Source organism: Streptomyces fodineus (assembly GCF_001735805.1).
GTDB classification, from domain to species: Bacteria; Actinomycetota; Actinomycetes; order Streptomycetales; family Streptomycetaceae; genus Streptomyces; species Streptomyces fodineus.
Genome location: NZ_CP017248.1, coordinates 8,215,541 through 8,239,642 on the forward strand (window position 1 = coordinate 8,215,541; position 24,102 = coordinate 8,239,642).

Sequence of the window (24,102 nt, forward strand, 5' to 3'; positions counted from 1 at the left end):
GATCGCCTTCAGGAGCAGGTCGTTGCCGGCGACGGCGCGCGGGGCGGCGTACAGGACCGCGCGCTCGTGGACGGTACCGTCCGCCGGCCGGACCCCGGTGAGCCGGTCCTCGGTCACGACGAGTTCCGCGACCCTCCCGGGTACGACCGTGACCCCGGCGACGGCCGGCCGGCGCAGGTCGTCGTCCGTCAGCGCCCGTCCCGGCCGAACCGCCCGGCCGGCCCCGGCAGCGGCGGCTCGTCCTTCAGGCCCGTGGCGATCGCCGGCTGCCGGGCCCGCACCGTCCGGCCGCCGGCGAGGACGACGGTGAAGTCCTCCCCTCCGGCCGCGTCCACGACCCGGTCCCGGACCAGCTCCACCCCGTACCGGGCGATCTCCTCGCGTCCTACGGCCGGGAACTCGGCCGGTGACATGCCGTCCCGGGAGAGATAGCCCTGAAGGTGCGCGGACGGCGCGTTGCGCGGCTCACCCGCGTCGACCACCAGGGGTGCGGCGCCGGGCCGCGGGATTGACAAACGTATTTGCCGATCCTGCAATGGCGGTCATGAGCACAGACGACGTACTGGCGGAAGTGGGTGCGCGGCTGCGGCGCATCCGCAAGGAGCGGGAGGTGACCCTGGCCGCGCTGTCCGAGGCGACGGGGATCTCGGTGAGCACCCTCTCCCGGCTGGAGTCCGGCCTGCGCAAGCCCAGCCTCGAACTGCTGCTGCCGATCGCCCAGGCCCATCAGGTGCCGCTGGACGAGCTGGTCGGCGCGCCCCCGGTGGGGGACCCGCGGGTGCGGTCGAAGCCGATCGTGCGGGGCGGGCGCACCCATTGGCCGCTGACCCGGCAGCCCGGCGGCCTGCAGGCCTTCAAGGTGCTCGAACCGCAGCGGAAGCAGGAGCCGGATCCGCGCACCCACGAGGGCTACGAGTGGCTGTACGTGCTCTCGGGCCGGCTGCGGCTGGTCCTCGGCGAGCACGACGTGGTGCTGTCGGCGGGGGAGGCCGCCGAGTTCGACACGCGTGTGCCGCACTGGTTCGGGTCGACGGGGGAGGGCCCGGTGGAGTTCCTGAGCCTGTTCGGGCCGCAGGGCGAGCGGATGCACGTACGGGCGCGGCCGGCTCGTACGTGACACAGCCGACTGTTGGCCGATCGGCTGTTCCCTGATCGGCAAGCGACCGCTTAGTATGCGGTCGGACCCGGTCAGACGAAGCAGTCCCGTGGAGGCCCCGCATGCAGGCATGGCAAGTGCACGAGAACGGCGAGCCGAGCGAGGTGATGCGCCTGGCGGAGGTGGAGCCGCCCACGCCCGGTGACGGCCAGGTGCTGCTGCGGGTGCGGGCCGCCAACATCAACTTCCCCGACGCGCTGCTGTGCCGGGGCCAGTACCAGGTGCGCCCGCCGCTGCCGTTCACGCCCGGCGTGGAGATCTGCGGCGAGACCGAGGACGGCCGCCGGGTGATCGCCAACCCCGCGCTCCCGTACGGCGGCTTCGCCGAGTACGCCCTCGCCGACGCCCGCGCCCTGCTGCCCGCGCCCGAGGCGCTGGACGACGCCGAGGCCGCCGCCCTGCACATCGGCTACCAGACCGGCTGGTTCGGCCTGCACCGCAGGGCGCACCTGGAGGCGGGGGAGACCCTGCTCGTGCACGCCGCCGCCGGAGGCGTCGGCAGCGCCGCCGTCCAGCTCGGCAAGGCGGCCGGCGCCACCGTCATCGGGGTCGTCGGCGGCGCGGACAAGGCCGCCGTGGCCCGCGAGCTGGGCTGTGACGTGGTGGTCGACCGCCGCTCCGAGGACGTGATCGCGGCCGTGAAGGAGGCCACCGGCGGACGCGGTGCCGATGTGATCTACGACCCCGTCGGCGGGGAGGCCTACGCCCAGTCCGCCAAGCTCGTCGCCTTCGAGGGCCGGATCGTGGTCGTCGGCTTCGCGAGCGGCACCATTCCCAGCCCGGCGCTCAACCACGCCCTGGTGAAGAACTACTCGATCCTCGGCCTGCACTGGGGCCTGTACGCCACCAAGAACCCCAAGCTCATCCTGCGCTGCCACGAGGAACTGACCGGACTGGCCGCCCGGGGCGCGATCAAGCCGCTGGTCAGCGAGCGGGTGCCGCTCACCGAGGCCGCCGCGGCCGTGCAGAAGGTGGCGGACGGCCGCTCCACCGGCCGGATCGCCGTCGTGATGGAGGAGGCAGCATGACCGACGCCGAAGAACTGCGCCGCCGCACACGGGAGTTGCTGACGCAGCACCCCCCGGCGAGCACCGACCGCCTGGACTTCCTCAGGGCCCGCTTCGACGCCGGCCTCGCCTGGGTGCACTACCCGCAGGGCCTCGGCGGACTGGGCGCCCCGCGCCACCTCCAGGTCGTCGTGGACGCCGAACTGGAGGCCGCGGGCGCCCCCGACAACGACGCGCGCCGCAACGGCATCGGGCTCGGCATGGCCGCGCCGACCATCCTGAAGTACGGCACGCAGGAGCAGAAGCAGCGCTTTCTGCGGCCGCTGTGGACGGGGGAGGAGGTCTGGTGCCAGCTGTTCAGCGAGCCCGGTGCCGGCTCCGACCTCGCCGCGCTCGGCACCCGGGCCGTACGGGAGGGCGACACCTGGCTGGTCAACGGGCAGAAGGTGTGGACGTCCGGCGCCCACAACTCCCGCTGGGCCATCCTCATCGCCCGCACCGACCCGGACGTGCCCAAGCACGCGGGCATCACCTACTTCCTCTGCGACATGACCGACCCGGGCGTCGAGGTCCGGCCCCTGCGCCAGATCACCGGCGAGGCCGAGTTCAACGAGGTCTTCCTCACCGACGTCCGCATCCCCGACTCCCACCGCCTCGGCGAGATCGGTGACGGCTGGCGGGTCGCGCAGACCACCCTCAACAACGAGCGCGTCGCCATCGGCGGTATGCGGCTGCCCCGCGAGGGCGGCATGATCGGGCCGGTCGCACAGACCTGGCGCGAACGCCCCGAGCTGCGCACCCACGAGCTGCACCAGCGCCTGCTGAAGCTGTGGGTCGAGGCCGAGGTCTCCCGCCTCACCGCCGAACGCCTGCGCCAGCAGCTCGTCGCCGGCCAGCCCGGCCCCGAGGGCGCCGGCATGAAGCTCGCCTTCGCCCGCCTCAACCAGGAGATCAGCGGCCTGGAGGTGGAACTGCGCGGCGCCGAGGGCCTGCTGTACGACGACTGGACGCTGCGCCGGCCCGAACTCGTCGACTTCACCGGCCGCGACGCCGGGTACCGCTATCTGCGCGCCAAGGGCAACAGCATCGAGGGCGGGACCACCGAGGTCCTGCTGAACATCGTCGCCGAGCGGGTCCTCGGCCTGCCCGCCGAGCCCCGCACCGACAAGGACGTCGCCTGGAAGGACCTGGCCCGATGAGCACACAGCCCGACCTGCTGTACTCCGAGGAGGAAGAGGCGCTGCGGGCCGCCGTCCGCGACCTGCTCACCGACCACTGCGCCCCGGCGGACGTCATCGCCCGCGCCGAGTCGGACACCCCGCACGACCTCGCCGTGTGGAAGTCCCTCGCCGAGGGCATGGGCCTGGCCGGGCTCCTGGTGCCCGAGGAACAGGGCGGCCAGGGCGCCTCCGCCCGCGAAGTCGCCGTGGTTCTGGAGGAGCTGGGCCGGGCGGTCGCCCCCGTGCCGTATCTCAGCAGCGCGGTCGTGGCCACCGAGGCCCTGCTGGCCTGCGGTGACGAGGAGCTGCTGGGACGGCTGGCCTCCGGGCGCACCATCGGCGCCCTCGCGGTCGGCCTGCATTCGGCCCCGGACGCCGCCGTCAAGGCCGTACGACTCGACAACGGCACCCTGACCGGGGAACTGACCGGCATCGCCGACGCGGCCGTGGCCGACGTCCTGCTCGTCCCGGCCGACGACGGCGGCCTGTACGCCGTGGCCGCGGACGCCGTGACCGTCACCCCGCAGGTCTCCCTGGACCTGACCCGGCCCCTGGCGACGGTACGGCTGGAGGGTGCTCCCGGGCGCCGTATCGGCGCGGCCGAACCCGCCGTACGACGGGCTCTGCGCGCCGCCGCGGGACTGCTCGCCTCCGAGCAACTCGGCGTTGCCGACTGGGCGTTGACCGAGACGGTCCGCTATCTGAAGGAACGCAAGCAGTTCAACCGGCCGGTCGGCGGCTTCCAGGCCCTCAAGCACCGGCTGGCCCAGCTGTGGCTGGAGGTCGTGAACCTGCGGGCCGCTGCGCGGGGGGCCGCGGATGCGCTGGCCCGCGGCGAGGACGCGCAGATCGCGGTCGCCGTCGCACAGGCGTACGCGGCGCCGGTCGCCGTCCACGCCGCGGAGGAGGCTCTGCAACTGCACGGTGGCATCGGTATGACGTGGGAGCACCCGGTCCACCTGTATCTGAAGCGGGCCAAGGCCGACTCGATCGCCTATGGCACGGCGGGAGCCCATCGGGAGGCGCTGGCCGAACTGGTCGACCTCCAGGCACCCTGACACCACCCGTGTGAAGCCCGCCCCACCTGGGGCGGGCTTCTCCGTGTGCCGGTTCCGGCGAGGTGAACAACGCGCCAACTCCCCGCGAGACAAGGCCCGTTCGGTGGCAAGGGCACGCATACTCCCTTCGGTCCCATCCGGCACCTCAAGGGAGGCAGAGCATGGCCCGCACTACCCGTCGCAGAGCCCTCACCACCCTCGGCGCCGCCCTCGCCGGTGCGGTCGCCCTGCCCGCGGCGCAGGCCTGGGCGGGCGGCTCGCCGTGTGGTCCGCGTCCGCTGTGGAACGCGCACGCCCACAACGACTACGAGCACCCGCATCCCCTGTTCGACGCGCTCGGCCACCGCTTCGGCAGCGTCGAGGCCGACATCTTCCTCGTCGGTGATCAGCTCCTCATCGGCCACGACAGCTCCGAGCTGGATCCCTCCCGCACCCTCGAATCCCTCTACCTCGACCCGCTCGCCGCCCTGGCCGGCGCCAACCACGGCTCGGTGTACCGGGGCCGGCGCAGGCCGCTGCAGCTGCTGATCGACATCAAGACCGAGGGTTCCTCGACGTACCTCGAACTCGACCGCCATCTGCGCCGCCGTCCGCACCTGTTCACCCGGTACGCGCACGGCCGTATCCACCCGGGACCGGTCACCGCCGTCATCTCCGGCGACCGCGCGGCCCGTAGCCCCATGGAGGCCCAAGCAGAGCGGCGCGCCTTCTACGACGGCCGGCTCACCGACCTCGGCAGCTCCGCACCGGCCTCCTTCATCTCGCTGATCAGCGACAACTGGACGCAGAACTTCACCTGGACCGGCGCGGGTGCGTTCCCCGACGCCGAGCGGCAGAAGCTGCGGGGCATCACCGCCGCCGCGCACGCGCGCGGGCAGCAGGTGCGGTTCTGGGCCACCCCGGACGCCGCGGGCCCGGCCCGCGACGCCCTGTGGACGGAACTGCTCGCCGCCGGTGTCGACTACCTCAACACCGACGACCTGGCCGGCCTGGAGGCCTTCCTCGACGCCCGCCCCACCGCGTAACCACACGTTTGGGGGACACGTCAGCCGCCCGGACGAACCCTCCGCTACGCCACACTTGCGGCCGAAACGCCACTCAAGGGGCGTGGCGGAGGAGGTTCCCGGTGGTCATTCCCATCTCTGCGGTGCTGTTGCTCCTGGTCCTGGCCGTGATCTTCATTCGCAACTGTGCGCTGAAGATCTCCCACGCCCTGGTCTGCACGCTGCTCGGCTTCTTCCTGGCCGGCACGTGCATGGCGCCCGCCATCCACAGCGGGATCACCACGGCCGCAGACCTGGTGAGCAGTCTGCGGCCCTGAGATCAGCCGACGCCCCGGGATCAGCCGGCCGAGAACACCCCGACGCCGTTCGCGACCGGGCGCTCGGCACCCGCGCTCGGATGGTTGCGCACCGTCACGGCGCTCGCACCGGCGTCGCGGGTGACCAGCTCGCTCGAGCCGCCGCCGTCGAGGTTGAACGCGTCGGAGGCGCCCAGCGCGCGCATGGTGCCGGCCTCCTCCGCGACCGTCATACCGGTCCGATAGGCGGCGGCCCCGTCCAGCGCCAGGATGAGCAGTCGCCGGCCGCCGCCGGCGAAGCCCACGACCGTGCGCACCGCCGAGGTGGCGTTGTCGAGGCCGGAGAGCGCCGTGCCGTCCTTCAGGACCGGGAAGCCGCCGATCGCGAACGCGTACGGCACCCCGGACGAGGCCGCCACCAGACGGTGCGTCACGCTCACCGCGTCACCGAGGGAGAGCTTGCGCAACCGCTGGGCACCGGCCTCGCGGCCCACCAGCACCGTGGTGCCCGCCGGGATCGAGCCGCTGCCCGGGGAGCCGGAGACGGAGACGACCCGGCCGTCCTGGACCTTCACCTCGTAGGTGTCGCCGCTGCACGGTGCCGAGCGCTGGGTGTCGGTGCCGCACACGGCACGCATCCGGGAGGCGCTGCCCCAGGCCGAGGTGAAGGCGCCGACGGAGTTCTGCGCGAGTGCGTACTGGTTGAGGCCCTTGAGCGGGATCGAGCCGTCCGGCGTGGTCACGGTGCCGGCGAGGGAGAGCCGGTCCAGCCGGGCCCGCCGGTCGGTGCCCACACCGAAGACGTCCCGCGTGCTCGTGCCCGGTGGCAGCGACGGCCCGAACCGCTGGCCCGTCGGCACCGCCGCCTTGAGTACCTGCCCGTCCGCGATCGCCGGTCCGACGCTCGCGCCGGTGGCCTCCACGCCCGGGTGCTGGGTCTCGGTGATGTCGAAGAAGTCGCCGTTGACCCCCGCGACCGCCCCGGCCGAGTCCGCCATCCGGGAGACGGTCTCCCGGGCCGCCACCGCGCCCGGGTGGAGCAGATTCACGCGGACGTGGCGGTTGCCCAGGTCGACCGTGAGCAGATGGGCGTGGGCCGGGCCCGCGGCCGCCTCGATGTCGAACTGCCGGTAGGTGACACCCGGCGCGATCTGCTTGCCCTCCGGTACGGCACCGGCCGGTGCCGCCCCCGCGAGGGCCGCACCGGCCAGGAGACCGAATGCCGTGACAACCGTGAGAACCGCTCTGCCCGCTGCCGAACCCCTGTGACGTCTGGTCATCGTGCCCCCTGATGTCTCGTCAACTGTCCCTGTCGTACGGGCTGTCGTACGGGTTGTACGGGGCAGTGGACCAGAACGGGGCGACCACGGGGCCGACTAGCCGTCGACTACGCGAGAACGAGTGAGAAAACGCACCCCCTCGGGGGCCTCCAGCGAGAATCCGCTGCCTCGTCCGGGGACGACGTCCACGATCAGCCGGGTGTGGCTCCAGGCCTCGTACTGGCTCCGGGACATCCAGAAGGTGACGGGCTCGGCGACACCGTCGACCGTCAGCTCCGCCAGCAGCACGTCCGAGCCGCCGGTGCGGAACTCGCCGTCCGGGTAGCACATGGGCGCGCTGCCGTCGCAGCAGCCGCCGGACTGGTGGAACATCAGCGGACCGTGCTCGGCGTGCAGCCGCCGCACCAGGTCCGCGGCCTGAGGGGTGAGTTCGACGCGCGGGGTTTCCTCATCCATGGGTCACCGTCCTGAAGAGCCGGGGCGCGGAGCGTCCGATCCGATCCAGTCTCACGGGTCGTCACGGACCCGTCCAGCACGCGTCGTCGCCCTGCCCGAACGGGCTCAGCGATGGCTGAGGACGTTCACCACACGGCCGTTCGGATCCCGCACGAAGAACCGCCGTACGCCCCACTCCTCGTCCGTCAGCGGGTGCACGATCTCCGCGCCACGGTCCCGCATCGCCGCGTACGCCGCGTCCACGTCCTCGACCTCGATGCTCAGGTCCGGGGCGACGGGCGCGGTGCGGTCCTCGGTCATCAGGCTCAGCTGCACGGCAGGGTTCCCGGCGGAAGCCAGAGTCACGATCCAGCCGTGGTTCATGACCTCCTCGAAGCCCAGTACTCCGTAGAACTCCGCGCTCTGCGGCAGTGCGGTGGACTGGACGTTGGGCACGACACGGCGTACGTGCATCTCGCGGCTCCGGAGGGTGGGGCGGTCGTGGACGGCGGCCAGAGTAGTCGGCCGTGGGCCTGAGAAGACAGGCATCACCGTCCATCCGTTCTGTGGGCCAAGCAAGCGCGCGAGGCGCTCGCCGCGACCACCGGCGGGCGGTGTCGATGCGCCAAGTCCCCTCAGCGGACGCCGACTTCGCCCGGCGGCGAGGCGGCTCGGCCCGGCCGACCCCGGCTTCCTCGGCGCGACGTGAGCCCGCGGACCCGGTGTGGGCGGTGTCGACGCACACCGCGGAGGCGGCCACGCCCGCTCCGAGGGCCGGCATTCCGGCCCGGTGCGGGACTCGTCGCCGAGGGCGAGGCGGTCGTGACGGTTGCGGCGCAGCAGGATGCCGGTGGCGTAGACGGCCGCGCTCGGCTGGAGCACATGGCCGACGGTGTACCGGCCTTCATCGACCTGTTCGACGCGCGCTCGGCCCTCGCCGGGTCTGTGGCGCCGACGGGCGGCCCACCGGCCCGTTGCTGGAGGACGCCGCCTGCGAACTCGTCGAGGCCGTCCCCCCCCGGCCGACCGCGGCCGAGGTACTGCGCGCCATGGCCGCGTCCGGCCTCACCGGCGGGCACGCCATCGACGCGCACGGCGGCAGCCTCGCCGTCCACACCACGCTGGAGGCCGAGGAGGCCCGGTTCCTGCGGCTGCGGATCGCCCGCGCCGAGTCGGCGCACGCATACTGGCCCGACCACAGCACTGCACCCGGGTCGTCGCAGAAGGTGTCCGACACCCACCTGGCGGAGCCGACGGTGGTCGGGGGCCGGGCCAGGTATCGGGGGGCGCGGGGAACTGCGTGACCAGCCACAACGCTGCCGCAGACGGGTGACGGCACAGCGCGCCGTCACCCGCGGCGGGCACGCTGTTCGCGGCGGGTGCGGCGGGCCTCGAACAAGAGGGGAAGCATCGACAGGACGACGACCACGGCGACCAGCGGCAGCAGATAGTCGTCGACGTGTGGGACGGAGTTACCGAGGGTGTAGCCGGCGAGCACCAGCAGCTGCGACCACAGCACCCCGCCCACGGCCTGCCAGCGGGTGAACGTCCGGACAGGCACGGCGAGCGCGCCGGCCACGGGGTGCAGGACCGTCCGCAGCAGGGGCACGAAGCGGCCGATGACCAGCGCCTTCCCGTAGCCGTACCGGGCGAGCAGCTGTTCGGCCCGGGTGGCTGCCGTCTTCACCCGCCGGCTGGAGGTACGGGCCAGCAGCGCCCGTCCGCCGTGCTGCCCGATCAGGTACCCGACCTGCCCGCCGGCCACCGCGCCGACGGCCGCGCACAGCAGCACCTGCCACAACGCGAGCCGGGGCGCGTGCTGCGCGCTGCCGGCGCACAGCACACCGGCCGCGAACAGCAGGGTGTCACCGGGCAGGAAGAAGCCGAAGACCAGCAGACCGGACTCCGCGAAGATCACCACCAGGACGCCGATCGCGCCGAAGGCGGCCAGCACCGAGGCACTGTTCAACGGGTTGACGGCTGTCACCTGGAGCCTCCTGGCCTGCACGCAGGGGCACTCGCTCACCAGCATCACCCGCCCGCCCCGAAACCGCCCGTCCCGAGACCGTTCCCGGTGCGGATGACGAGGTGCGGCGGGCCGGGCTCAGGAGTGGGCCTCGAGGAATTCGATGAGAGCCGTGTTCACCTCGTCCGGGCGTTCCTGCTGGGTCCAGTGGCCGCAGCCCGCCAGTTTCAGGGGCTTGCGCCACAGGTTGGGCATGAGCCCGGGGAGCTGCCCGATGAGTTCGGGGGTGCCGGGGAAGGCGGGGACGACGTCACGGTCGCCGTAGATGTACAGGGCGGGCCGGGTGACGCGGGCGCCGTGCCACGCGGCGGTGAGTTCCCAGTTGCGGTCGATGTTGCGGTACCAGTTGAGAGGCCCGGTGAAGCCCCGGGAGAAACTCTCTGTGAGTGCGTCGAGGTCGTCCTCGGTGAACCATGCCGGCAGGACCTCGGGATCCTCCATGTCCACGAGCCAGCCGCGATCGGCGTCGACGAGCGGCTGCCGGCCCTCGCCGGCGTGGGGAGCGTCGCCGGAACCCCAGTGGAAGAACTTCCGCAGAGTGGTGCGCGTGTCCTGCGCGAACTCGGCGTCGGCGACACCGGGGCGTTCGAAGTAGTTCCAGTAGAAACGGCCGCCGTACATCTCGTCCATGGCGGCCAGCGGAGGCTGTGCCCCCCGGAACGGGGGCGGCACGCTCAGGCCGGCCACCGCGCGCACCATGTCCGGCCGCAGCAGGGCGGTGTGCCAGGCGACCGGCGCGCCCCAGTCGTGCCCGACCACGTACGCCTGCTCCTCGCCCAGGGCCCGGATCAGTCCGACGACGTCGCCGACCAGGTGGAGGATGGTGTACGCGTCGACGGCGTCGGGATGGTCGCTGCGGCCGTATCCACGCTGGTCGGGCGCGACCACGCGGAAGCCCGCGTCGGCCAGCGGGCCGAACTGGCGGTGCCAGGAGTGCCATGACTCGGGGAAGCCGTGCAGGAGCACCACAAGGGGGCCGGTGCCCTGCTCGGCGATGTGCAGCCGAATGCCGTTCACGTCAACCATTCGATGCTCAACCATGTGCATGAGCGTACGTGGGGTGATCTTCGACGCCGCGCCGCGGACCTTCATGGCGTGCGGCGGCCGCCCGGCCTGAGCATCTGGCTCGCGGCCAGTTCTCGGTAGAGGCCGCTGGAGGCCAGCAACTCCTCGTGGCATCCGCCGACGGCGGTGCGGCCGTCCTGCAGCACCACGATGTGGTCGGCGTGCTGCACGGTGGACAGGCGGTGGGCGATGACCAGCAGGGCGCACTCCTGGGCGATGTCCTTCATGACGGTGGTGAGCGCCGATTCGTTGATCGCGTCGAGGTGCGAGGTGGGCTCGTCCAGCAGCAGCAGCGCGGGGCGGGCCAGTAACGCGCGGGCCAGGGCGACGCGTTGGCGTTCGCCGCCGGAGAGGGTGCTGCCGCGTTCGCCGATGACAGCCGCCAGGCCGCCGGGCAGCCGGTTGACGACCTCTTCGAGCCGGGCCAGCTCGATGACGCGCCGGATCTCCGCTTCCGTGGCGTCCGGCACGGCGTAGGTGATGTTGTCGCGCAAGGTGCCGTGGACGACGTGGGTGTTCTGGTCGACGACGGCGATACCCCGGCGGCATGCGTCGCGGGTGAGTTCGGTCGCGGGCCGCCCGTCGAAGAACACGGTGCCCGCGTCCGGCTCGTAGAACCTCGCCACCAGGGCGAACACCGTGCTCTTGCCGGCCCCGGACCGGCCCACCAGGGCCACGTGCCGGCGGTGCTGGACGGCGAACGACACGCCGCGCAGGACAGGCTGCTTCGGGTCGTAGCCGAAGTGGACGTCGTGCAGGGCGAGGGCCGGCGGCTCGCTGGTGGGGGAGAACGGTCTGACCGGCCGAGGTGCGGGGGCGCGGTCTGCCGCGAACCGGGGTGCGGTGGGCTCGGCAGGCAGGCAGAGCGCCTCGTCGATGCGTTGGTAGGCGCCCATCCCGCGCTGGATGAGGCCCACGGCTCGGAAGACGGACGACAGCGGCAGGACGAGGTAGGAGGCGTACAGCAGGAAGGCGACGAGGTCGCCGAGGGAACCGGCGTGGCCGCCCACGCGCAGGCCGCCGACGACGAGAACGATGAGGAAGGAGCCCTGGACGGCGAGTTCGACGGCGGAGCTCATGACGGAGGCGAGCTTCGCGGTGCGCACCCCCGCGCCGTAGGCGGCGTCGACACGCGCGCCGATGCCGGCCGCCTCGCGCGCCTCGGCCCGGTGCACACGGACCATCGGCAGCGCACCGAGGGCGCGTTCCAGATCGGCGGCGAGGGCACCGACCGAGTCCTGCATGTGGGCGGACGCGCCCCTGATACCCGTGAGCAGCGAAGCGACGACCACGGCCGCCGCAGCCACGGTGACGGCGACCAGGAGCAGCAGCAGGGGGTCGAGCCACGCCATGAGGATGATCGCCCCGGCGGCGACCAGGCTGCCCGTCACCAGATCGACCAGGGCCTGCGACACCACCTCCCGGAGCAGGGTGGTGTCGGCGGTCACCCGGGAGACGAGGTCGCCGCCCCGGTGGTGGTCGTACTCCCTCATCTCCAGCCGGAGCAGCCGCCCCACCAGCCCGTGGCGGAGCTGCCGTACGACGCCTTCGCCCATCCGTTCCAGAAGGAAGCGTCCCGCGGCTCCCGTCGCCGCCTCGATGACGAACAGCGCGCCCAGCAGCCCCAGCAGCGGCCAGATGACCTGGCCGCGGCCGCTCGCGTCCACGACGTCCTTGGCGACGAGCGGCCGGGCCAGCCCGAGGGCGGAGCTGACGAGGGTCAGTACGGTGGCGACGGCGATGGCGGACCGGTGCCCGGCCGTGAGCCGGTACATCGTGACCACCGCCGCGCTGATGGACGCTTCCCCCGCGGCGCCCGCGGCCCGGCCGTCGTCCGGAGCCGTGGTGCCGGTCATCGGTCCGTCGGCCGTGGCAGCGGAGCGACGGCCACCAGCCGGGCGAAGTAGCCCTCCGGCAGCCCCTCGCCGACGGGACCGCCCTCCGCCTCGATCCAGGCGTGCGCGGTGAAGGGCGGGACGACACGGACACCCGTGCACCAGGTCGGCCAGGTTCCGCCGAGCCCGCACAGCAGTGCGGCTCCCAGGGAGCGCGGCAGGCACCCCTTCGGTCCGGCGCAGCGCAGACTGGCGGCGCACATGGCGTCGCGTGCGTTCTGGGCCTGCGCGACGGTGGCGGGCGCGGCGCCGTGCCGCAGGACGCCGAGCACGGTGCGGATGCGGCGGGGCGGCAGCAGGGCGAGGGCGACGGCGGGGAGCAGGACGAGGCGGGCGGCCAGACGTCGGGCCAGGGGCACCTCGGTCGGCCGCTCCAGCGCGCTGGGCGTCGTCATGAGGCGAGCCCCGAGCTCCGCAGCTGCTGCACGAGGGTCTCGACGTCCCGCAGGGCCTGCCCCTGGTCGATGTCGAACTCCCGGACCAGGACGGCGGCCGCGTCCGCCTCCTCGGCGCCGTCGAGCAGTGTCCGCACCACCAGGGTGGCGGTCGGGTTCAACTCCCAGTAGGCGCCGCCTCGTTCGTCCAGCAGCACCGTGCCGTAGTCGGTCTCGGCCGTGGAGACGTGGTCGCCGAACCGCAGGGACATGTGAGGGCCTTTCTGACGTGTTGACGTGTCTGGCGTGTCTGGCGTGTCCTGACGGGGGATGTGGTCAGGGCCGTGGGACACGGGTACGGCTGTGGGCCATTCCCCGCAGCCACACCTCGGCGGCGATCGTCGAGTACAGGATGGCCTCGGACAGCCCCGGCGAGGCGGGCCGCCGGGCGAGGCGGCGGAGCTCGGCGCCGTCCACCAGACCCAGCTCCTCCAGCCGTGAGTCCTCCCACAGGGCCAGCAGGTCGCCGCGGTGCTGGCGCAGTCCGTTGGAGGCGTCCATGGTGCCCGTGGCCTTGTTGGCCCGCCGCAGGCAGGCCTCGGGGACGACGCCGCGCATCGCGGCGCTCAGGACGGGCTTGTACCGCCACGGCGTGACCCGCTCGCTCGGACGCACGGCGAGACACGCCTCGATGACGCGGTCGTCGAGGAACGGAGAGGCCATCGGCAGGCCGACGCGGGCCGCCATCCGGTCCCACTGCCGGATGACCCGGGTGCACGAGCGGATCTGCTCCAGGTCGGCGTGCAGTCCGCGGTCCGGATGCAGCGGCGAGGCCGTCGCCGCGGCGGCGAGCAGGGCCCGGCGGGCCAGCCGCTCGGCCTCGGGCGTCACCCAGCCGAACAGACGCGGTGCCATGCCCCAGCCGAGTCCCGTGGCGACGGACGGGGGCAGCGGGCCACGCAGCCGGCCGGCGGCGTCGGCGAGCCACTTCCCGTACGGCCGGGAGTCGGAGAGGGCGCGGACCGTGCCGCCGAGCGGCCACTGCCACAGTGCCCGGAACCCCCGCAACTGCCGCAGGGCGAACAGCGGTCGGGTGCGCAGCAGCCGGTGGTAGTACGCCTCGGAGCACCAGGCCACGTGGTCCCCGCCGATGCCGGTCAGGTGCAGCCGGCTGCCGCGTGCGGCGAGGCCGGGCAGGTGGTGCAGGACCCGGGAGCGGTCCATGACGCCGATGGTGGGCTCGTCGAGGAGGTCGTCGATGCCGAGCAGGTCCTCGTAGACCAGCGGCGAGGCGTCGGCGTCCCAGATCACGTGCTCGACGTCCGGGAGGTACCCGATCGCCCGCTCGGCCCAGGACAGGTCGGTGTCCCCCGGATCGCGGCCCGGCCAGGTGCTGGCCACCACGTGAGCGGGGGAGCGGTCGGCCAGGAAGCAGACGGAGGTCGAGTCCAGGCCGCCGGACAGATCGCAGCTCACCACGCCGCCCTGGCGGGTACGCGCGCCGACGGCCTCCTCCAGTGCCCGGCGGATCACGGGCGCCGCCTCGGCAAGCGGCCGGACCGGCTCCGGCGGCGTCCACCACCGGGTGTGCCGTACGGTGCGCCCGTCCGCGGCGACGACCAGGGCGTCCTGCGGAGGAACGGCGGTGACCGCACGCCACAGGGACGTCTCGAACAGCGGGTACGGGGCGGGCCACAGCAGCCGTACGGCCAGTTCCTCCACGTCGGGTTCGAGGCCCAGGACGCCGGCGAGCGTGTCCGCTCGGGTCGCGGCCACCCGCACGCCGTCGATCTGCGCGTGGAAGACGAGTCGCAGTCCGGAGGCGGTGCCCTGGACCCTGAGCTGTCCGTCGAGGGCGGCGACGAGGTGGAAGCTGCCGGGGAGGGAACGGGCCAGGGCGTCGAGCTCCGCGAGATCACGCGCCCGTGCGACCCGGCGCCGCAGGTCGTCGGCGTCGACCGGGCAGCAGCCGACGACGGCGACGCGGGCGCCCCCGGCGTCCGCCGTGCGGACCTCGGTGTCGTGCCAGTGGCCGACCAGCCAGGGCCGGCCTGACGCGTGCGCGAGGGTCCGGCTTCCGGGGCGGGCGAAGGAGCGGGCCACGGCGGCCGCGTCCGCGCGGTCCGGAAAGACCGCGAAGTGCGCGTCGCCGGGGCCCGTCCCCGCACTTTCGTGCAGTTCAGTCATGACGTCGAGTCAGGACCGTCGCTCGTCAGTTCTTGCTCAGGATCAGACGGTCCCTGCCGTTGCGCTGCAGGAGCCCGGTTTCCTTCCGGAAGGTGCCGAGCCGGACGAGTGTCGGCGCCTCATATGCCTTCTTCATGCCCACCCCTCACATGCGGGTTGTCCGACCACTTCCCTGACCGACGGCGCGGGGCACTGCCCGGTGCGCTGTCGGTCGGCACGGGGTTTATCCAGAACCCGGGCCGGGGAGTGGGCGCGGCAATAGCTAGCTGCAGAGCGTGAGATCAAGGCAAGAGGACGAGTGAAGTTCGGATGATATGCACAATCCGAATCGCCTGGGTTGTGCGCCCGCCGTCGTTTTGGCTGTTGCCTGCGCGAAATTGTTCTGCGACCGGGGTGTGCGCATGTCCGAATAAACGTTTTGACGTGCGTCCTGGCAGTTGCTCACCGCACCTGCCAGACGCCTCTGACAACGGCCTGGGACGGGCGCCGCCGGGCGCGCTCCGTGCCCCCGGACATGCTCCCCTTCCTGTCGCTCCCCTCCGGGGCGTTCCCCACACACCGGCCACGGACGAGACGGCGCCGAGTTCCCCGGGCGGAGGGCATGGGCCGTTTCGGAAGGGAGCCACGCGCCGAGCGCATCTCGACGAGGACTGGGAGAGGGCTGGGAGACGGTACTCGAACCCGCCCGTGAGGCCGACCTCTTGACCTCCGTGGCCTCAGCCACTAGCTTGCGGTAGCCGATCCATAACTACCGAAAGGAGGCGACCAGCGGATGTACACCAGCTCTGATCTTGGTCGCCTCGCCCAGAGCACGGTCTGGGTTCCGGGTCGGATCGCGCACGGCTGCTGAGCACGCCGTTCTGATGTGCCCGTCCATGGCACATTCGGGTTTTCCCGCCACCACCTTCCGGCACGTCGCTGTTGCGTGCCGTTTTGCGCCCGCTTCTCTCACGTGGCGCGTCTGAACACAGAAAGCTGCCTGGAATTGGCGAACATGATGAATCGACCGATCACATACCGGATTGAAGGCCCGTCATGGTAGCGGCGCGGATCACGGTCAACGGGACAGAAACACCGATCTCACCGGCTGCGCCCCACACCACGGCGCTGGACTTTCTGCGCGAGCGTGGCCTGACCGGCACCAAGGAGGGCTGCGCCGAGGGTGAATGCGGTGCCTGTTCGGTCCTGGTGGCCCGCCCCGGCGTGAACAAGCCCACCGACTGGGTGGCGGTCAACGCTTGCCTGGTCCCGGTCGCGGCGCTCGACGGTCAGGAGATCATCACCTCCGAAGGTCTCGCCACCGCCGGCGAACCCGGCACGCCGCCCACCCTGCACCCGGTGCAGGAGGAGATGGCGGTCCGTGGCGGCTCCCAATGCGGTTACTGCACACCGGGGTTCGTCTGCAGCATGGCTGCCGAGTACTACCGGCCGAACCGCTGCGCGCACGCCGACCAGGCCGACAGCACCGACGCCGAACACGGCCCGAACGGTTTCGATCTGCACGCGCTGAGCGGAAACCTGTGCCGCTGCACCGGATACCGCCCGATCCGCGATGCCGCGTTCGCCGTCGGTATGCCCACCGATGAGGACCCGCTGGCGCGGCGCCGCGAGCAGTCCCCGCCCGCACCGGTGGCCACCGAATACACCCGGGACGACGGGGCATTCCTGCGCAAGAGCACCCTGGCGGAGACGCTGCGGTTGCTGCGTGAGCGGCCCGACGCGGTGGTGGTCGCCGGCTCCACCGACTGGGGTGTCGAGGTGAACATCCGTTCCCGCCGGGCTGATTGCGTGGTCGCCATCGACCGGCTGCCCGAACTGCGGGAACTGCGAGTCGAATCGGACCACATCGAGATCGGGGCGGCGCTGACGCTCACCGAGATCGAGCGCCGCCTCGACGGCGATGTCCCGCTGCTGGCACAGCTGTTCCCGCAGTTCGCATCCCGGCTCATCCGCAACAGCGCGACCTTCGGCGGCAACCTGGGTACCGGTTCCCCCATCGGTGACAGCCCGCCCGTGCTCCTCGCGCTGGAGGCGTCGGTGGTGCTCGCCGACGCCGACGGTGAGCGCGAGGTCCCGCTCGCGGACTACTTCACCGGCTACCGGCAGAGCGTGCGCAGGCCCGGCGAGCTGATCCGCGCGGTGCGCATCCCGCTGCCGCTGTCGCGGGTCGCGGCCTTTCACAAGATCGCCAAGCGGCGCTTCGACGACATCTCCAGCGTGGCGGTCGCCTTCGCGCTCGACATCGAGGACGGGGTCGTCCGCAAGGCACGCATCGGTCTGGGCGGCGTGGCCGCCACCCCGATCCGAGCCCTCGCCACCGAGGCGGCCCTGGAGGGCAAGCCGTGGGCGGCGGAGACCGTCGAGGCCGCGGCCCAGGTGCTGCAGGCCCAGGGCACGCCGATGAACGATCACCGTGCCAGTGCCGGCTACCGCTCCGCGATGCTTGGCCAGAGCCTGCTGAAGCTGTACGCGCAGACCACCGAGGCGGTGTCGTCATGAGCCATTTGTCCGAGCGCCCCGAAAAGCCCGTCGTCGGCGTCCCGCTGCCGCACGAGAGCGCCAACCTGCACGTCACCGGCACCGCGCTCTACACCGACGACCTGGTCCAACGCACCAAGGACGTGCTGCACGCCTACCCGGTCCAGGTCATGAAGGCCCATGGCCGGATCACCGCGCTGCGCACCGGGCCCGCGCTCGCCGTGCCCGGCGTGGTCCGTGTGCTGACCGGTGCCGACGTGCCCGGCGTCAACGACGCCGGGATGAAGCACGACGAACCGCTGTTCCCCGACGAGGTCATGTTCTACGGCCACGCGGTCGCCTGGGTGCTCGGCGAGACCCTCGAGGCAGCCCGGCTCGGTGCCGCGGCCGTCGAGGTGGAAATCGACGAGCTGCCCTCCCTGGTCACGCTGCAGGACGCGATCGCGGCGGGCAGTTATCACGGCGCCCAGCCCGTGATGCTGGCCGGCGACGCCGACGCCGGCTTCGCCGACTCCGCACACGTGTTCACCGGCGAGTTCCAGTTCTCCGGTCAGGAGCACTTCTACCTCGAGACGCACGCGGCGCTGGCCCAGATCGACGAGAACGGGCAGGTGTTCATCCAGAGCAGCACCCAGCACCCGTCGGAGACCCAGGAAATCGTCGCGCACGTGCTCGGCCTGCCCAGCCACGAGGTGACCGTGCAGTGCCTGCGGATGGGGGGCGGCTTCGGCGGCAAGGAGATGCAGCCGCACGGGTTCGCGGCCGTCGCCGCGCTCGGCGCCAAGCTGACCGGCCGGCCGGTCCGGTTCCGGCTCAACCGGACTCAGGACCTGACCATGTCCGGTAAGCGGCACGGGTTCCACGCCACCTGGAAGATCGGCTTCGACGCGGACGGCCGCATCCAGGCCCTGGACGCCACCTTGACCGCGGACGGCGGCTGGAGCCTGGACCTCTCCGAGCCGGTGCTGGCCCGAGCGCTCTGCCACATCGACAACACCTACTGGATTCCCAACGCACGCGTCGCCGGTCGCATCGCCAAGACCAACACGGTCTCCAACACCGCCTTCCGCGGCTTCGGCGGACCGCAGGGCATGCTGGTGATCGAGGACATCCTGGGCCGCTGCGCGCCGCTTCTCGGCCTGGATCCCATGGAGTTGCGGGAACGTAACTTCTACCAGCCGGGCCAGGGCCAGACGACGCCGTACGGACAGCCGGTCACGCAGCCCGAACGGATCTCCACCGTCTGGCAGCAGGTCCAGGACGACGCCGGCATCGCCGATCGCAAGCGCGAGATCGCCGCCTTCAACGCCGCGCACCCGAACACCAAGCGGGCCCTTGCGATCACCGGCATCAAGTTCGGCATCTCGTTCAACCTCACCGCCTTCAACCAGGGCGGCGCGCTGGTGCTGATCTACAAGGACGGCTCCGTCCTGATCAACCACGGCGGCACCGAGATGGGCCAGGGACTGCACACCAAGATGCTGCAGGTGGCCGCGACCACGCTGGGCATCCCGCTGCACAAGGTCCGGCTGGCCCCCACCCGCACCGACAAGGTGCCCAACACCTCGGCGACCGCGGCCAGTTCCGGGGCGGATCTCAACGGTGGGGCGGTGAAGAACGCCTGCGAGCAGTTGCGCGAGCGGCTGCTGCAGGTGGCCGCCACCCAGCTGGGTGCGAACGCCTCGGACGTGCGCATCGTCGAGGGCGTCGCGCGCGCCCTCGGCAGCGACAAGGAGCTGGCCTGGGACGACCTGGTGCGCACCGCGTACTTCCAGCGGGTCCAGCTGTCGGCGGCCGGTTTCTACCGGACCGAGGGTCTGCACTGGGACGCGAAGACGTTCAGGGGCTCGCCGTTCAAGTACTTCGCCCACGGCGCCGCCGCAACCGAGGTAGAGGTCGACGGGTTCACCGGCGCGTACCGCATCCGGCGGGTGGACATCGTGCACGACGTCGGCGACAGCCTCTCCCCGATGATCGACATCGGTCAGATCGAGGGCGGTTTCGTGCAGGGCGCGGGCTGGCTGACACTGGAGGACCTGCGCTGGGACACCGGTGACGGGCCGCACCGCGGCCGGCTGCTGACCCAGGCCGCGAGCACCTACAAGCTGCCGAGCTTCTCGGAGATGCCCGAGGAGTTCAACGTCACGCTGCTTCAGAACGCCACCGAGGAGGGCGCGGTGTACGGCTCCAAGGCGGTGGGCGAGCCTCCGCTGATGCTGGCGTTCTCGGTGCGCGAGGCGTTGCGGCAGGCCGCCGCCGCGTTCGGGCCGAGCGGGGTCAGCGTCGATCTGGCCTCGCCCGCGACGCCGGAGGCGGTGTACTGGGCGATCCAGGAGGCTCGCCAGGGCGACGCCTCCCGGACCGGTCACGCCCGCAACGCGCCGGCCGACGGCCACACCGGAAACGGGCACACGGCGGGCGGCAAGGTCCGCGCCGACGCAAAAGCGCTGCACGGTGCCTGACATGACATGGGTCGCCGCGGTCGCACGGTTGCGGGCACGCCGGGAGTCCGGCGTGCTGGTGACCGTCGCGACCGTGCGCGGCCACGCCCCGCGCGACGCCGGTGCGAAACTCGTCGTGGGGCAGACCGAGACGTGGGGCTCGATCGGTGGCGGCAATGTCGAGGCCGTCGCGATCGATCGGGCCCGGGAGATGATCGCCGTGTCCAAGCCGGAGCCGGAACTGATCGATTTCGCCCTGAACGACAAGGTGACCAACCAGCACGGCGTGCAGTGCTGCGGCGGTACGGTCTCGGTGTTGCTCGAACCGCTGCCGGTGGTACGGGCGGTGGCGATCTTCGGCGTCGGGCACGTCGGACTGGAACTGGCCCGCATCCTGGCACGCCAGGACCTCGACCTCCATCTGATCGACACGCGCTCCGACGTCCTCACCGAGAAGCGGCTCGGCGTGCTGGCCGACGCGGTGGCGCAGGTGCACGTGCATCACACGCCGCTGCTGCCCGAGGAGGTGCTGGAGGAGTTGCCGCGCGGCACCCACATCCTGATCATGACCCATGATCATGCCGAGGACGCCGCTCTGTGCGACGCCGCCTTGCGCACCACCCATCTCGGCTCCATCGGGCTGATCGGGTCGGCGGCCAAGTGGGCGCGGTTCCGCAAACGCCTGGCCACCGAGGGCGGTCACGACGAGGCCACCATCGACCGGATCAAGACTCCGATCGGGCTGGCCGACATCACCGGCAAGGAACCCGCGACCATCGCCCTGAGCGTCGCCGCCGATTTGCTGCGCACCTTCGAAACCGAGAAGAACTGACCTCACCGTGCAGACCGGGCGCACCCCCGAGTGCGCCCAGCGGAAGGCGCCTGACGGACAAGCCCGGTCGGGCGCCTCTTCTCGTAGGAGGCAAAGAGAGGCGGCCACTCGCGCAAGCCCTGCGCGAGCACCTTGTGCACCTGCCGCGGCCGGCTGCCCGGCAAAAGGTTTCCGCTCCGATGCAACCTGCCTCCGAGGCCGTGCGTATGAGAGGCGATACCGCACCTCACCCGGGGGATTACATGTACTTGGACCATTCGGCCGGTCGGACCGCCGGCCGTTTCGGCGCTGTCGTCGTGGCCTGTGCGGCCCTGTTCTCGGCCGTCGGCTGTGCCGCGGACGCGGGTACCGGCGTCAGGGTGGCCCCCGGCCCGCCGGATGCCCGGGCCTCCGGCGCGCCGGCCGAAAGAGCCGCGGGCGGGGCGACGACGGCGCGGGCAAGGCGTCCGGCGCACGCCCGGATCCGTCGGTGCCGGAGCCCGCCGTGCTCGCACAGGCGCGGGTGAACATATCCGACGGGCAGACGGTCGGTGTGGGCATGCCGATATCCGTCACCTTCTCCCGGCCGGTTCCCGCTGCCGAGCGCGAGGGTGTGGAGAGCTGGCTGCGCGTACAGACCTCGTCGGGCACGAGGGGGGCGTGGAGCTGGGTGCAGGACAGCAGTCTCCTGGACGGGCAGCGTGTCGACTTCCGCCCCAGCACCACCTACTGGCAGTCCGGCACCCGGGTCACTCTCCGGGTCGGCTCGCACGGCGCCCGGCACTTCACCATCGGCCGGTCCCTTCTCGCCACGGTCGACGCCAGGACCCACATGATGACCGTCCGCACCGGCGGTACGACGCGGCGCATCCCGGTCACCACCGGGGCGCCGGGGACGGACACCTGGAACGGGACGATGGTCGTCATGGACAAACAGCCCAAGGTGCTCATGGACTCCCGCACCGTGGGCCTCGGCGACGCCTACCACGGCTACTACTACTGGGCCGTGCACCTGACGGCGTCGGGGACGTACGTGCACCAGAACCCGCGCGCGGACACCGAGGCCGGACACCGCAACGTCACCCACGGCTGTGTCGGCCTCGCCTCCAACGGCACCGCCCAGCGCTTCTACGACCAGGCAGGGGTCGGCGACGTCGTCACGGTCACCGGGGCGGACAAGGACACCGTCGCCGCCGGCAACGGCTACGGCGACTGGAACCTGACCTGGAAGCAGTGGCTCGCGCACAGCGAGGCCGGCGCCACCACGACCGCATGACCGCCGTCGTACCGGCCCACCCCACACCCCGCGCCGTGAGAAGAGAGCACGACAAGGTGACCGAAGACGAGTTCGACCTCTTCTACATGGCTGCCTGCCCGCGTCTGGTCGGCCAGCTGTATGCCCTGACGGGCGACTACGCCGAAGCCCAGGACGTGGTCCAGGAGGCGTTCGCACGCGCCTGGGAACGGCGTGCGTCCGTCCTGAGCGGCGACCGGGATCCCGAGGCGTGGATCCGTACGGTGGCACACCGTCTGGCGATGAGCCGCTGGCGGCGGGCGCGCCGCTGGTGGGAGCTGGTCCGGGGGGTATCCGCGCCGCGGCCGGCACCCGAACCGGGCCCGGATCATGTGGCGTTGGTCGCCGCTCTGCGGCTCCTGCCGGAGGCCCAGCGGACCGCGATCGTGCTGCATCACCTGTGCGATCTGAGCGTGGAACAGATAGCCGCCGAGACCGGTGCGGCCGTCGGCACCATCAAGGCACGTCTGTCACGCGGCCGTACGGCACTCGCCGCTCACCTGGTGAGCGAGGAAACCAACTCCACGGAGGAAGCCTGTGTCTGACCAGCCACCACCGCGTCTGCTCACCGAGACGGAGCTGTCGGCCCGGCTCCGTGGCCTGGCCGCGCAGGGCACGGCACCGGCCACGGGGGCAGAGGCGAGGGGCCGGGCGCAACGCCGGCGCCGCGGCCAGCGCGTTGGTCTCGTCACCACGGCGCTGGCGGCGGCGACCCTCACCGCCGTCACCTCCGGCGCCCTCGGCTCCACCACCAAGGCGGCCGCACCCCCTGCGGCGTCCGTGTCCCACACCCCCACACCGGCCCCGTCCCCGGCGCCCGTGCAGCGGGTGACGATCGACCTGGACGCCCACGCACTGACCATGGCGGGCAGGAGGTTCCCCATCAGCGGGCCGCAGGAGAACTGCCCGCTCGGCGAAACGTCGGTCACCGTCACCGCCAAGTACCCCACCCTGACAATGCCCCCCAACAAGTACACCAAGCTGAGCAAGTATGTGGACGTCAGGCAGTGGGTCGTCACCTTCACCGACCGCCGTCACCACCAACGGCTCCTGATGTGGGCGCTGGACCCCTCCGCCGGTCTCAACAGCATCGGCGACGACGCCGGCTTCGGCTCCATCGCCCTGGCACCCGAAGCCGGCAAATGGGTGTACGACGCCATCAAGCCCGGCGCGCGAGTGGAGATCAAGGGCCGGCAGGCCGCGAGCGCGGACCCGGACTCCGTGTGCTACGACCGCCGGCCGGTCACCGGCGACCACTGACGCCGAGCCGGCGCGATCGACTTTCCTTCACCCAAGGCCCCCATTCCTGAAAGTGCCCGATCCCGATGACCGAAACAGCCGCCGAGACACCCGGGAACACCTCCCATCCGGGTGGCCGGCGCCGGCACCGCAAGCCCGGACGGAACGGCGCGGGAACCGGCTTTCACCGGGCCCTCGTCCCCGCCACGGCCGTGCCCGCGGCGTCCGCCGCACTGGCGGGTCCGTCCGCCTTCGCCGCCCCCAAGGGTGTCGGCGCGCCATCTGGGGGCCTGCCACGGGATGGCCAGGCGCCTGGAGCAGTCCATCGTGGCACTGCGGACGGCCCTCCCTCACACTCGGTCGGCGGCCTGCGTCCGGAGCAGGGCTTCGAGGTCCTGAAGGCGGCTTCCCAGCACACTGACATCACGCTGCGCGGGGTCCACCTGACCCGGAGAAAGAACTCACACCGCGACAGGGCCGCCCTGCGAGAGGTCTCTCCGATATCCGAGGCCGGGTGCCGGTGCCCGTGCCGGGCCAGGCGGCGCCGTGTCTGCGTTCGCCGCCTGGCCCGCGATCCTCAGGTGCCGCCTCGCCGCCGCACCCAGGTGTGGGACGCCTTCGACGGTGACCGGCACGAGCGTGGAGTGGCCGCCTTGCAACTGGCCGGCCACCTGCGGCAGGACAAGCTCGTGCTCACCGACCGCGGCCTCGACGCGAACGCTTTCACCTGTGCCGTGCACGCCTCACGGGCCGCGCCGCTGCGGCGGATCTGCCGGCCGGGCGTCTCTACCGTCTTTCTGAAAGAAGAGCCAACCGTATGGCGGAGATCGTCATGT

The 24,102-nt window shown here is 72.0% G+C and carries 23 protein-coding genes and 1 pseudogene; 13 read left to right on the plus strand and 11 right to left on the minus strand.

Translation table 11 applies throughout. The features are described from left to right. Window positions 1-6 precede the first annotated feature (6 nt). Window positions 7-594 (minus strand): annotated as a pseudogene (locus BFF78_RS43965) (thioredoxin reductase); the annotation flags it as partial. Between BFF78_RS43965 and BFF78_RS35630 the strand changes: the two are divergent. The 6 genes from BFF78_RS35630 (at window position 545) to BFF78_RS35655 (ending at window position 5,762) form a co-directional block, all read left to right on the plus strand. Then, entirely contained in the window at window positions 545-1,117 is a 573-nt protein-coding gene (locus BFF78_RS35630; protein WP_069784004.1) for a helix-turn-helix domain-containing protein, read from the plus strand. The pseudogene BFF78_RS43965 and the gene BFF78_RS35630 overlap by 50 nt on opposite strands. Window positions 1,118-1,218: 101 nt before the next feature. Next, window positions 1,219-2,184, plus strand: coding sequence for an NADPH:quinone oxidoreductase family protein (locus tag BFF78_RS35635; protein WP_069782222.1), 966 nt, complete (start codon window positions 1,219-1,221; stop codon window positions 2,182-2,184). Continuing rightward, the gene (locus tag BFF78_RS35640; RefSeq protein ID WP_069782223.1) at window positions 2,181-3,362 is read left to right on the plus strand and encodes an acyl-CoA dehydrogenase family protein; all 1,182 of its coding nucleotides are present in this window, start codon (window positions 2,181-2,183) and stop codon (window positions 3,360-3,362) included. The genes BFF78_RS35635 and BFF78_RS35640 overlap by 4 nt, the downstream gene beginning before the upstream one ends. Next, window positions 3,359-4,441 carry an acyl-CoA dehydrogenase family protein gene (locus BFF78_RS35645; RefSeq protein ID WP_069782224.1) on the plus strand — a complete coding sequence of 361 codons (1,083 nt, stop codon included), beginning with the start codon at window positions 3,359-3,361 and terminating at the stop codon, window positions 4,439-4,441. Before BFF78_RS35640 ends, BFF78_RS35645 begins: the two co-directional genes overlap by 4 nt. 161 nt (window positions 4,442-4,602) lie before the next feature. Then, the gene (locus BFF78_RS35650) at window positions 4,603-5,466 is read left to right on the plus strand and encodes a phosphatidylinositol-specific phospholipase C/glycerophosphodiester phosphodiesterase family protein (protein ID WP_069782225.1); all 864 of its coding nucleotides are present in this window, start codon (window positions 4,603-4,605) and stop codon (window positions 5,464-5,466) included. Window positions 5,467-5,567: 101 nt separating this feature from the next. Continuing rightward, the gene (locus BFF78_RS35655; RefSeq protein WP_069782226.1) at window positions 5,568-5,762 is read left to right on the plus strand and encodes a hypothetical protein; all 195 of its coding nucleotides are present in this window, start codon (window positions 5,568-5,570) and stop codon (window positions 5,760-5,762) included. Between the two features lie 20 nt (window positions 5,763-5,782). Here the strand turns inward: BFF78_RS35655 and BFF78_RS35660 are convergent, their stop codons facing one another. The 3 genes from BFF78_RS35660 to BFF78_RS35670 form a co-directional block, all read right to left on the minus strand. Continuing rightward, complete coding sequence (locus BFF78_RS35660) at window positions 5,783-7,021, minus strand: phosphodiester glycosidase family protein (protein WP_079161605.1); 1,239 nt, start codon at window positions 7,019-7,021, stop codon at window positions 5,783-5,785. Window positions 7,022-7,117: 96 nt separating this feature from the next. After that, window positions 7,118-7,477, minus strand: a complete 360-nt coding sequence (locus BFF78_RS35665) for a DUF779 domain-containing protein (protein ID WP_069782227.1) — start codon at window positions 7,475-7,477, stop codon at window positions 7,118-7,120. Between the two features lie 105 nt (window positions 7,478-7,582). Continuing rightward, the gene (locus BFF78_RS35670) at window positions 7,583-7,930 is read right to left on the minus strand and encodes a VOC family protein (RefSeq protein WP_069782228.1); all 348 of its coding nucleotides are present in this window, start codon (window positions 7,928-7,930) and stop codon (window positions 7,583-7,585) included. A 500-nt stretch (window positions 7,931-8,430) separates the two neighbouring features. On the opposite strand from BFF78_RS35670, the gene BFF78_RS49805 reads away from it, so the two are divergent. Continuing rightward, complete coding sequence (locus BFF78_RS49805) at window positions 8,431-8,760, plus strand: hypothetical protein (protein ID WP_069782229.1); 330 nt, start codon at window positions 8,431-8,433, stop codon at window positions 8,758-8,760. A gap of 44 nt (window positions 8,761-8,804) precedes the next feature. Here the strand turns inward: BFF78_RS49805 and BFF78_RS35680 are convergent, their stop codons facing one another. The 7 genes from BFF78_RS35680 to BFF78_RS45700 all read right to left on the minus strand — a co-directional run bounded on the left by BFF78_RS35680 (window position 8,805) and on the right by BFF78_RS45700 (window position 15,139). Next, a complete protein-coding gene (locus BFF78_RS35680; RefSeq protein ID WP_069782230.1) occupies window positions 8,805-9,443 on the minus strand; it encodes a DedA family protein in 639 nt (212 codons plus the stop codon). Between the two features lie 117 nt (window positions 9,444-9,560). Further along, the gene (locus tag BFF78_RS35685) at window positions 9,561-10,523 is read right to left on the minus strand and encodes an alpha/beta fold hydrolase (protein WP_079161888.1); all 963 of its coding nucleotides are present in this window, start codon (window positions 10,521-10,523) and stop codon (window positions 9,561-9,563) included. 47 nt (window positions 10,524-10,570) lie between these two features. Then, entirely contained in the window at window positions 10,571-12,403 is a 1,833-nt protein-coding gene (locus tag BFF78_RS35690) for an ABC transporter ATP-binding protein (RefSeq protein ID WP_069782232.1), read from the minus strand. Further along, window positions 12,400-12,837, minus strand: coding sequence for a lasso peptide biosynthesis B2 protein (locus BFF78_RS35695; RefSeq protein ID WP_069782233.1), 438 nt, complete (start codon window positions 12,835-12,837; stop codon window positions 12,400-12,402). Before BFF78_RS35695 ends, BFF78_RS35690 begins: the two co-directional genes overlap by 4 nt. Beyond that, the gene (locus BFF78_RS35700; RefSeq protein WP_069782234.1) at window positions 12,834-13,088 is read right to left on the minus strand and encodes a lasso peptide biosynthesis PqqD family chaperone; all 255 of its coding nucleotides are present in this window, start codon (window positions 13,086-13,088) and stop codon (window positions 12,834-12,836) included. Before BFF78_RS35700 ends, BFF78_RS35695 begins: the two co-directional genes overlap by 4 nt. A 64-nt stretch (window positions 13,089-13,152) precedes the next feature. Continuing rightward, on the minus strand, window positions 13,153-15,003 hold the full coding sequence (locus BFF78_RS35705; protein ID WP_069782235.1) for a lasso peptide isopeptide bond-forming cyclase: 1,851 nt from the start codon (window positions 15,001-15,003) through the stop codon (window positions 13,153-13,155). A gap of 25 nt (window positions 15,004-15,028) precedes the next feature. Then, window positions 15,029-15,139 carry a keywimysin-related RiPP gene (locus tag BFF78_RS45700; protein WP_107440887.1) on the minus strand — a complete coding sequence of 37 codons (111 nt, stop codon included), beginning with the start codon at window positions 15,137-15,139 and terminating at the stop codon, window positions 15,029-15,031. Window positions 15,140-16,038: 899 nt separating this feature from the next. Here BFF78_RS45700 and BFF78_RS35710 point away from each other — a divergent pair. The 6 genes from BFF78_RS35710 (at window position 16,039) to BFF78_RS35735 (ending at window position 23,287) form a co-directional block, all read left to right on the plus strand. Further along, the gene (locus BFF78_RS35710) at window positions 16,039-17,502 is read left to right on the plus strand and encodes a xanthine dehydrogenase small subunit (protein WP_069782236.1); all 1,464 of its coding nucleotides are present in this window, start codon (window positions 16,039-16,041) and stop codon (window positions 17,500-17,502) included. Beyond that, complete coding sequence (gene xdhB, locus BFF78_RS35715; protein ID WP_069782237.1) at window positions 17,499-19,943, plus strand: xanthine dehydrogenase molybdopterin binding subunit; 2,445 nt, start codon at window positions 17,499-17,501, stop codon at window positions 19,941-19,943. Before BFF78_RS35710 ends, xdhB begins: the two co-directional genes overlap by 4 nt. Window position 19,944: 1 nt before the next feature. After that, window positions 19,945-20,754 carry a xanthine dehydrogenase accessory protein XdhC gene (gene xdhC, locus BFF78_RS35720; protein ID WP_099054991.1) on the plus strand — a complete coding sequence of 270 codons (810 nt, stop codon included), beginning with the start codon at window positions 19,945-19,947 and terminating at the stop codon, window positions 20,752-20,754. A gap of 469 nt (window positions 20,755-21,223) precedes the next feature. Beyond that, window positions 21,224-22,009 carry a L,D-transpeptidase gene (locus BFF78_RS35725; RefSeq protein WP_069782239.1) on the plus strand — a complete coding sequence of 262 codons (786 nt, stop codon included), beginning with the start codon at window positions 21,224-21,226 and terminating at the stop codon, window positions 22,007-22,009. Then, entirely contained in the window at window positions 22,006-22,572 is a 567-nt protein-coding gene (locus tag BFF78_RS35730; RefSeq protein WP_069782240.1) for a SigE family RNA polymerase sigma factor, read from the plus strand. The genes BFF78_RS35725 and BFF78_RS35730 overlap by 4 nt, the downstream gene beginning before the upstream one ends. Beyond that, window positions 22,565-23,287 (plus strand): L,D-transpeptidase, encoded by a 723-nt coding sequence (locus tag BFF78_RS35735; RefSeq protein WP_069782241.1) that lies wholly within the window; start codon window positions 22,565-22,567, stop codon window positions 23,285-23,287. Before BFF78_RS35730 ends, BFF78_RS35735 begins: the two co-directional genes overlap by 8 nt. The last annotated feature ends 815 nt before the right edge of the window (window positions 23,288-24,102 follow it).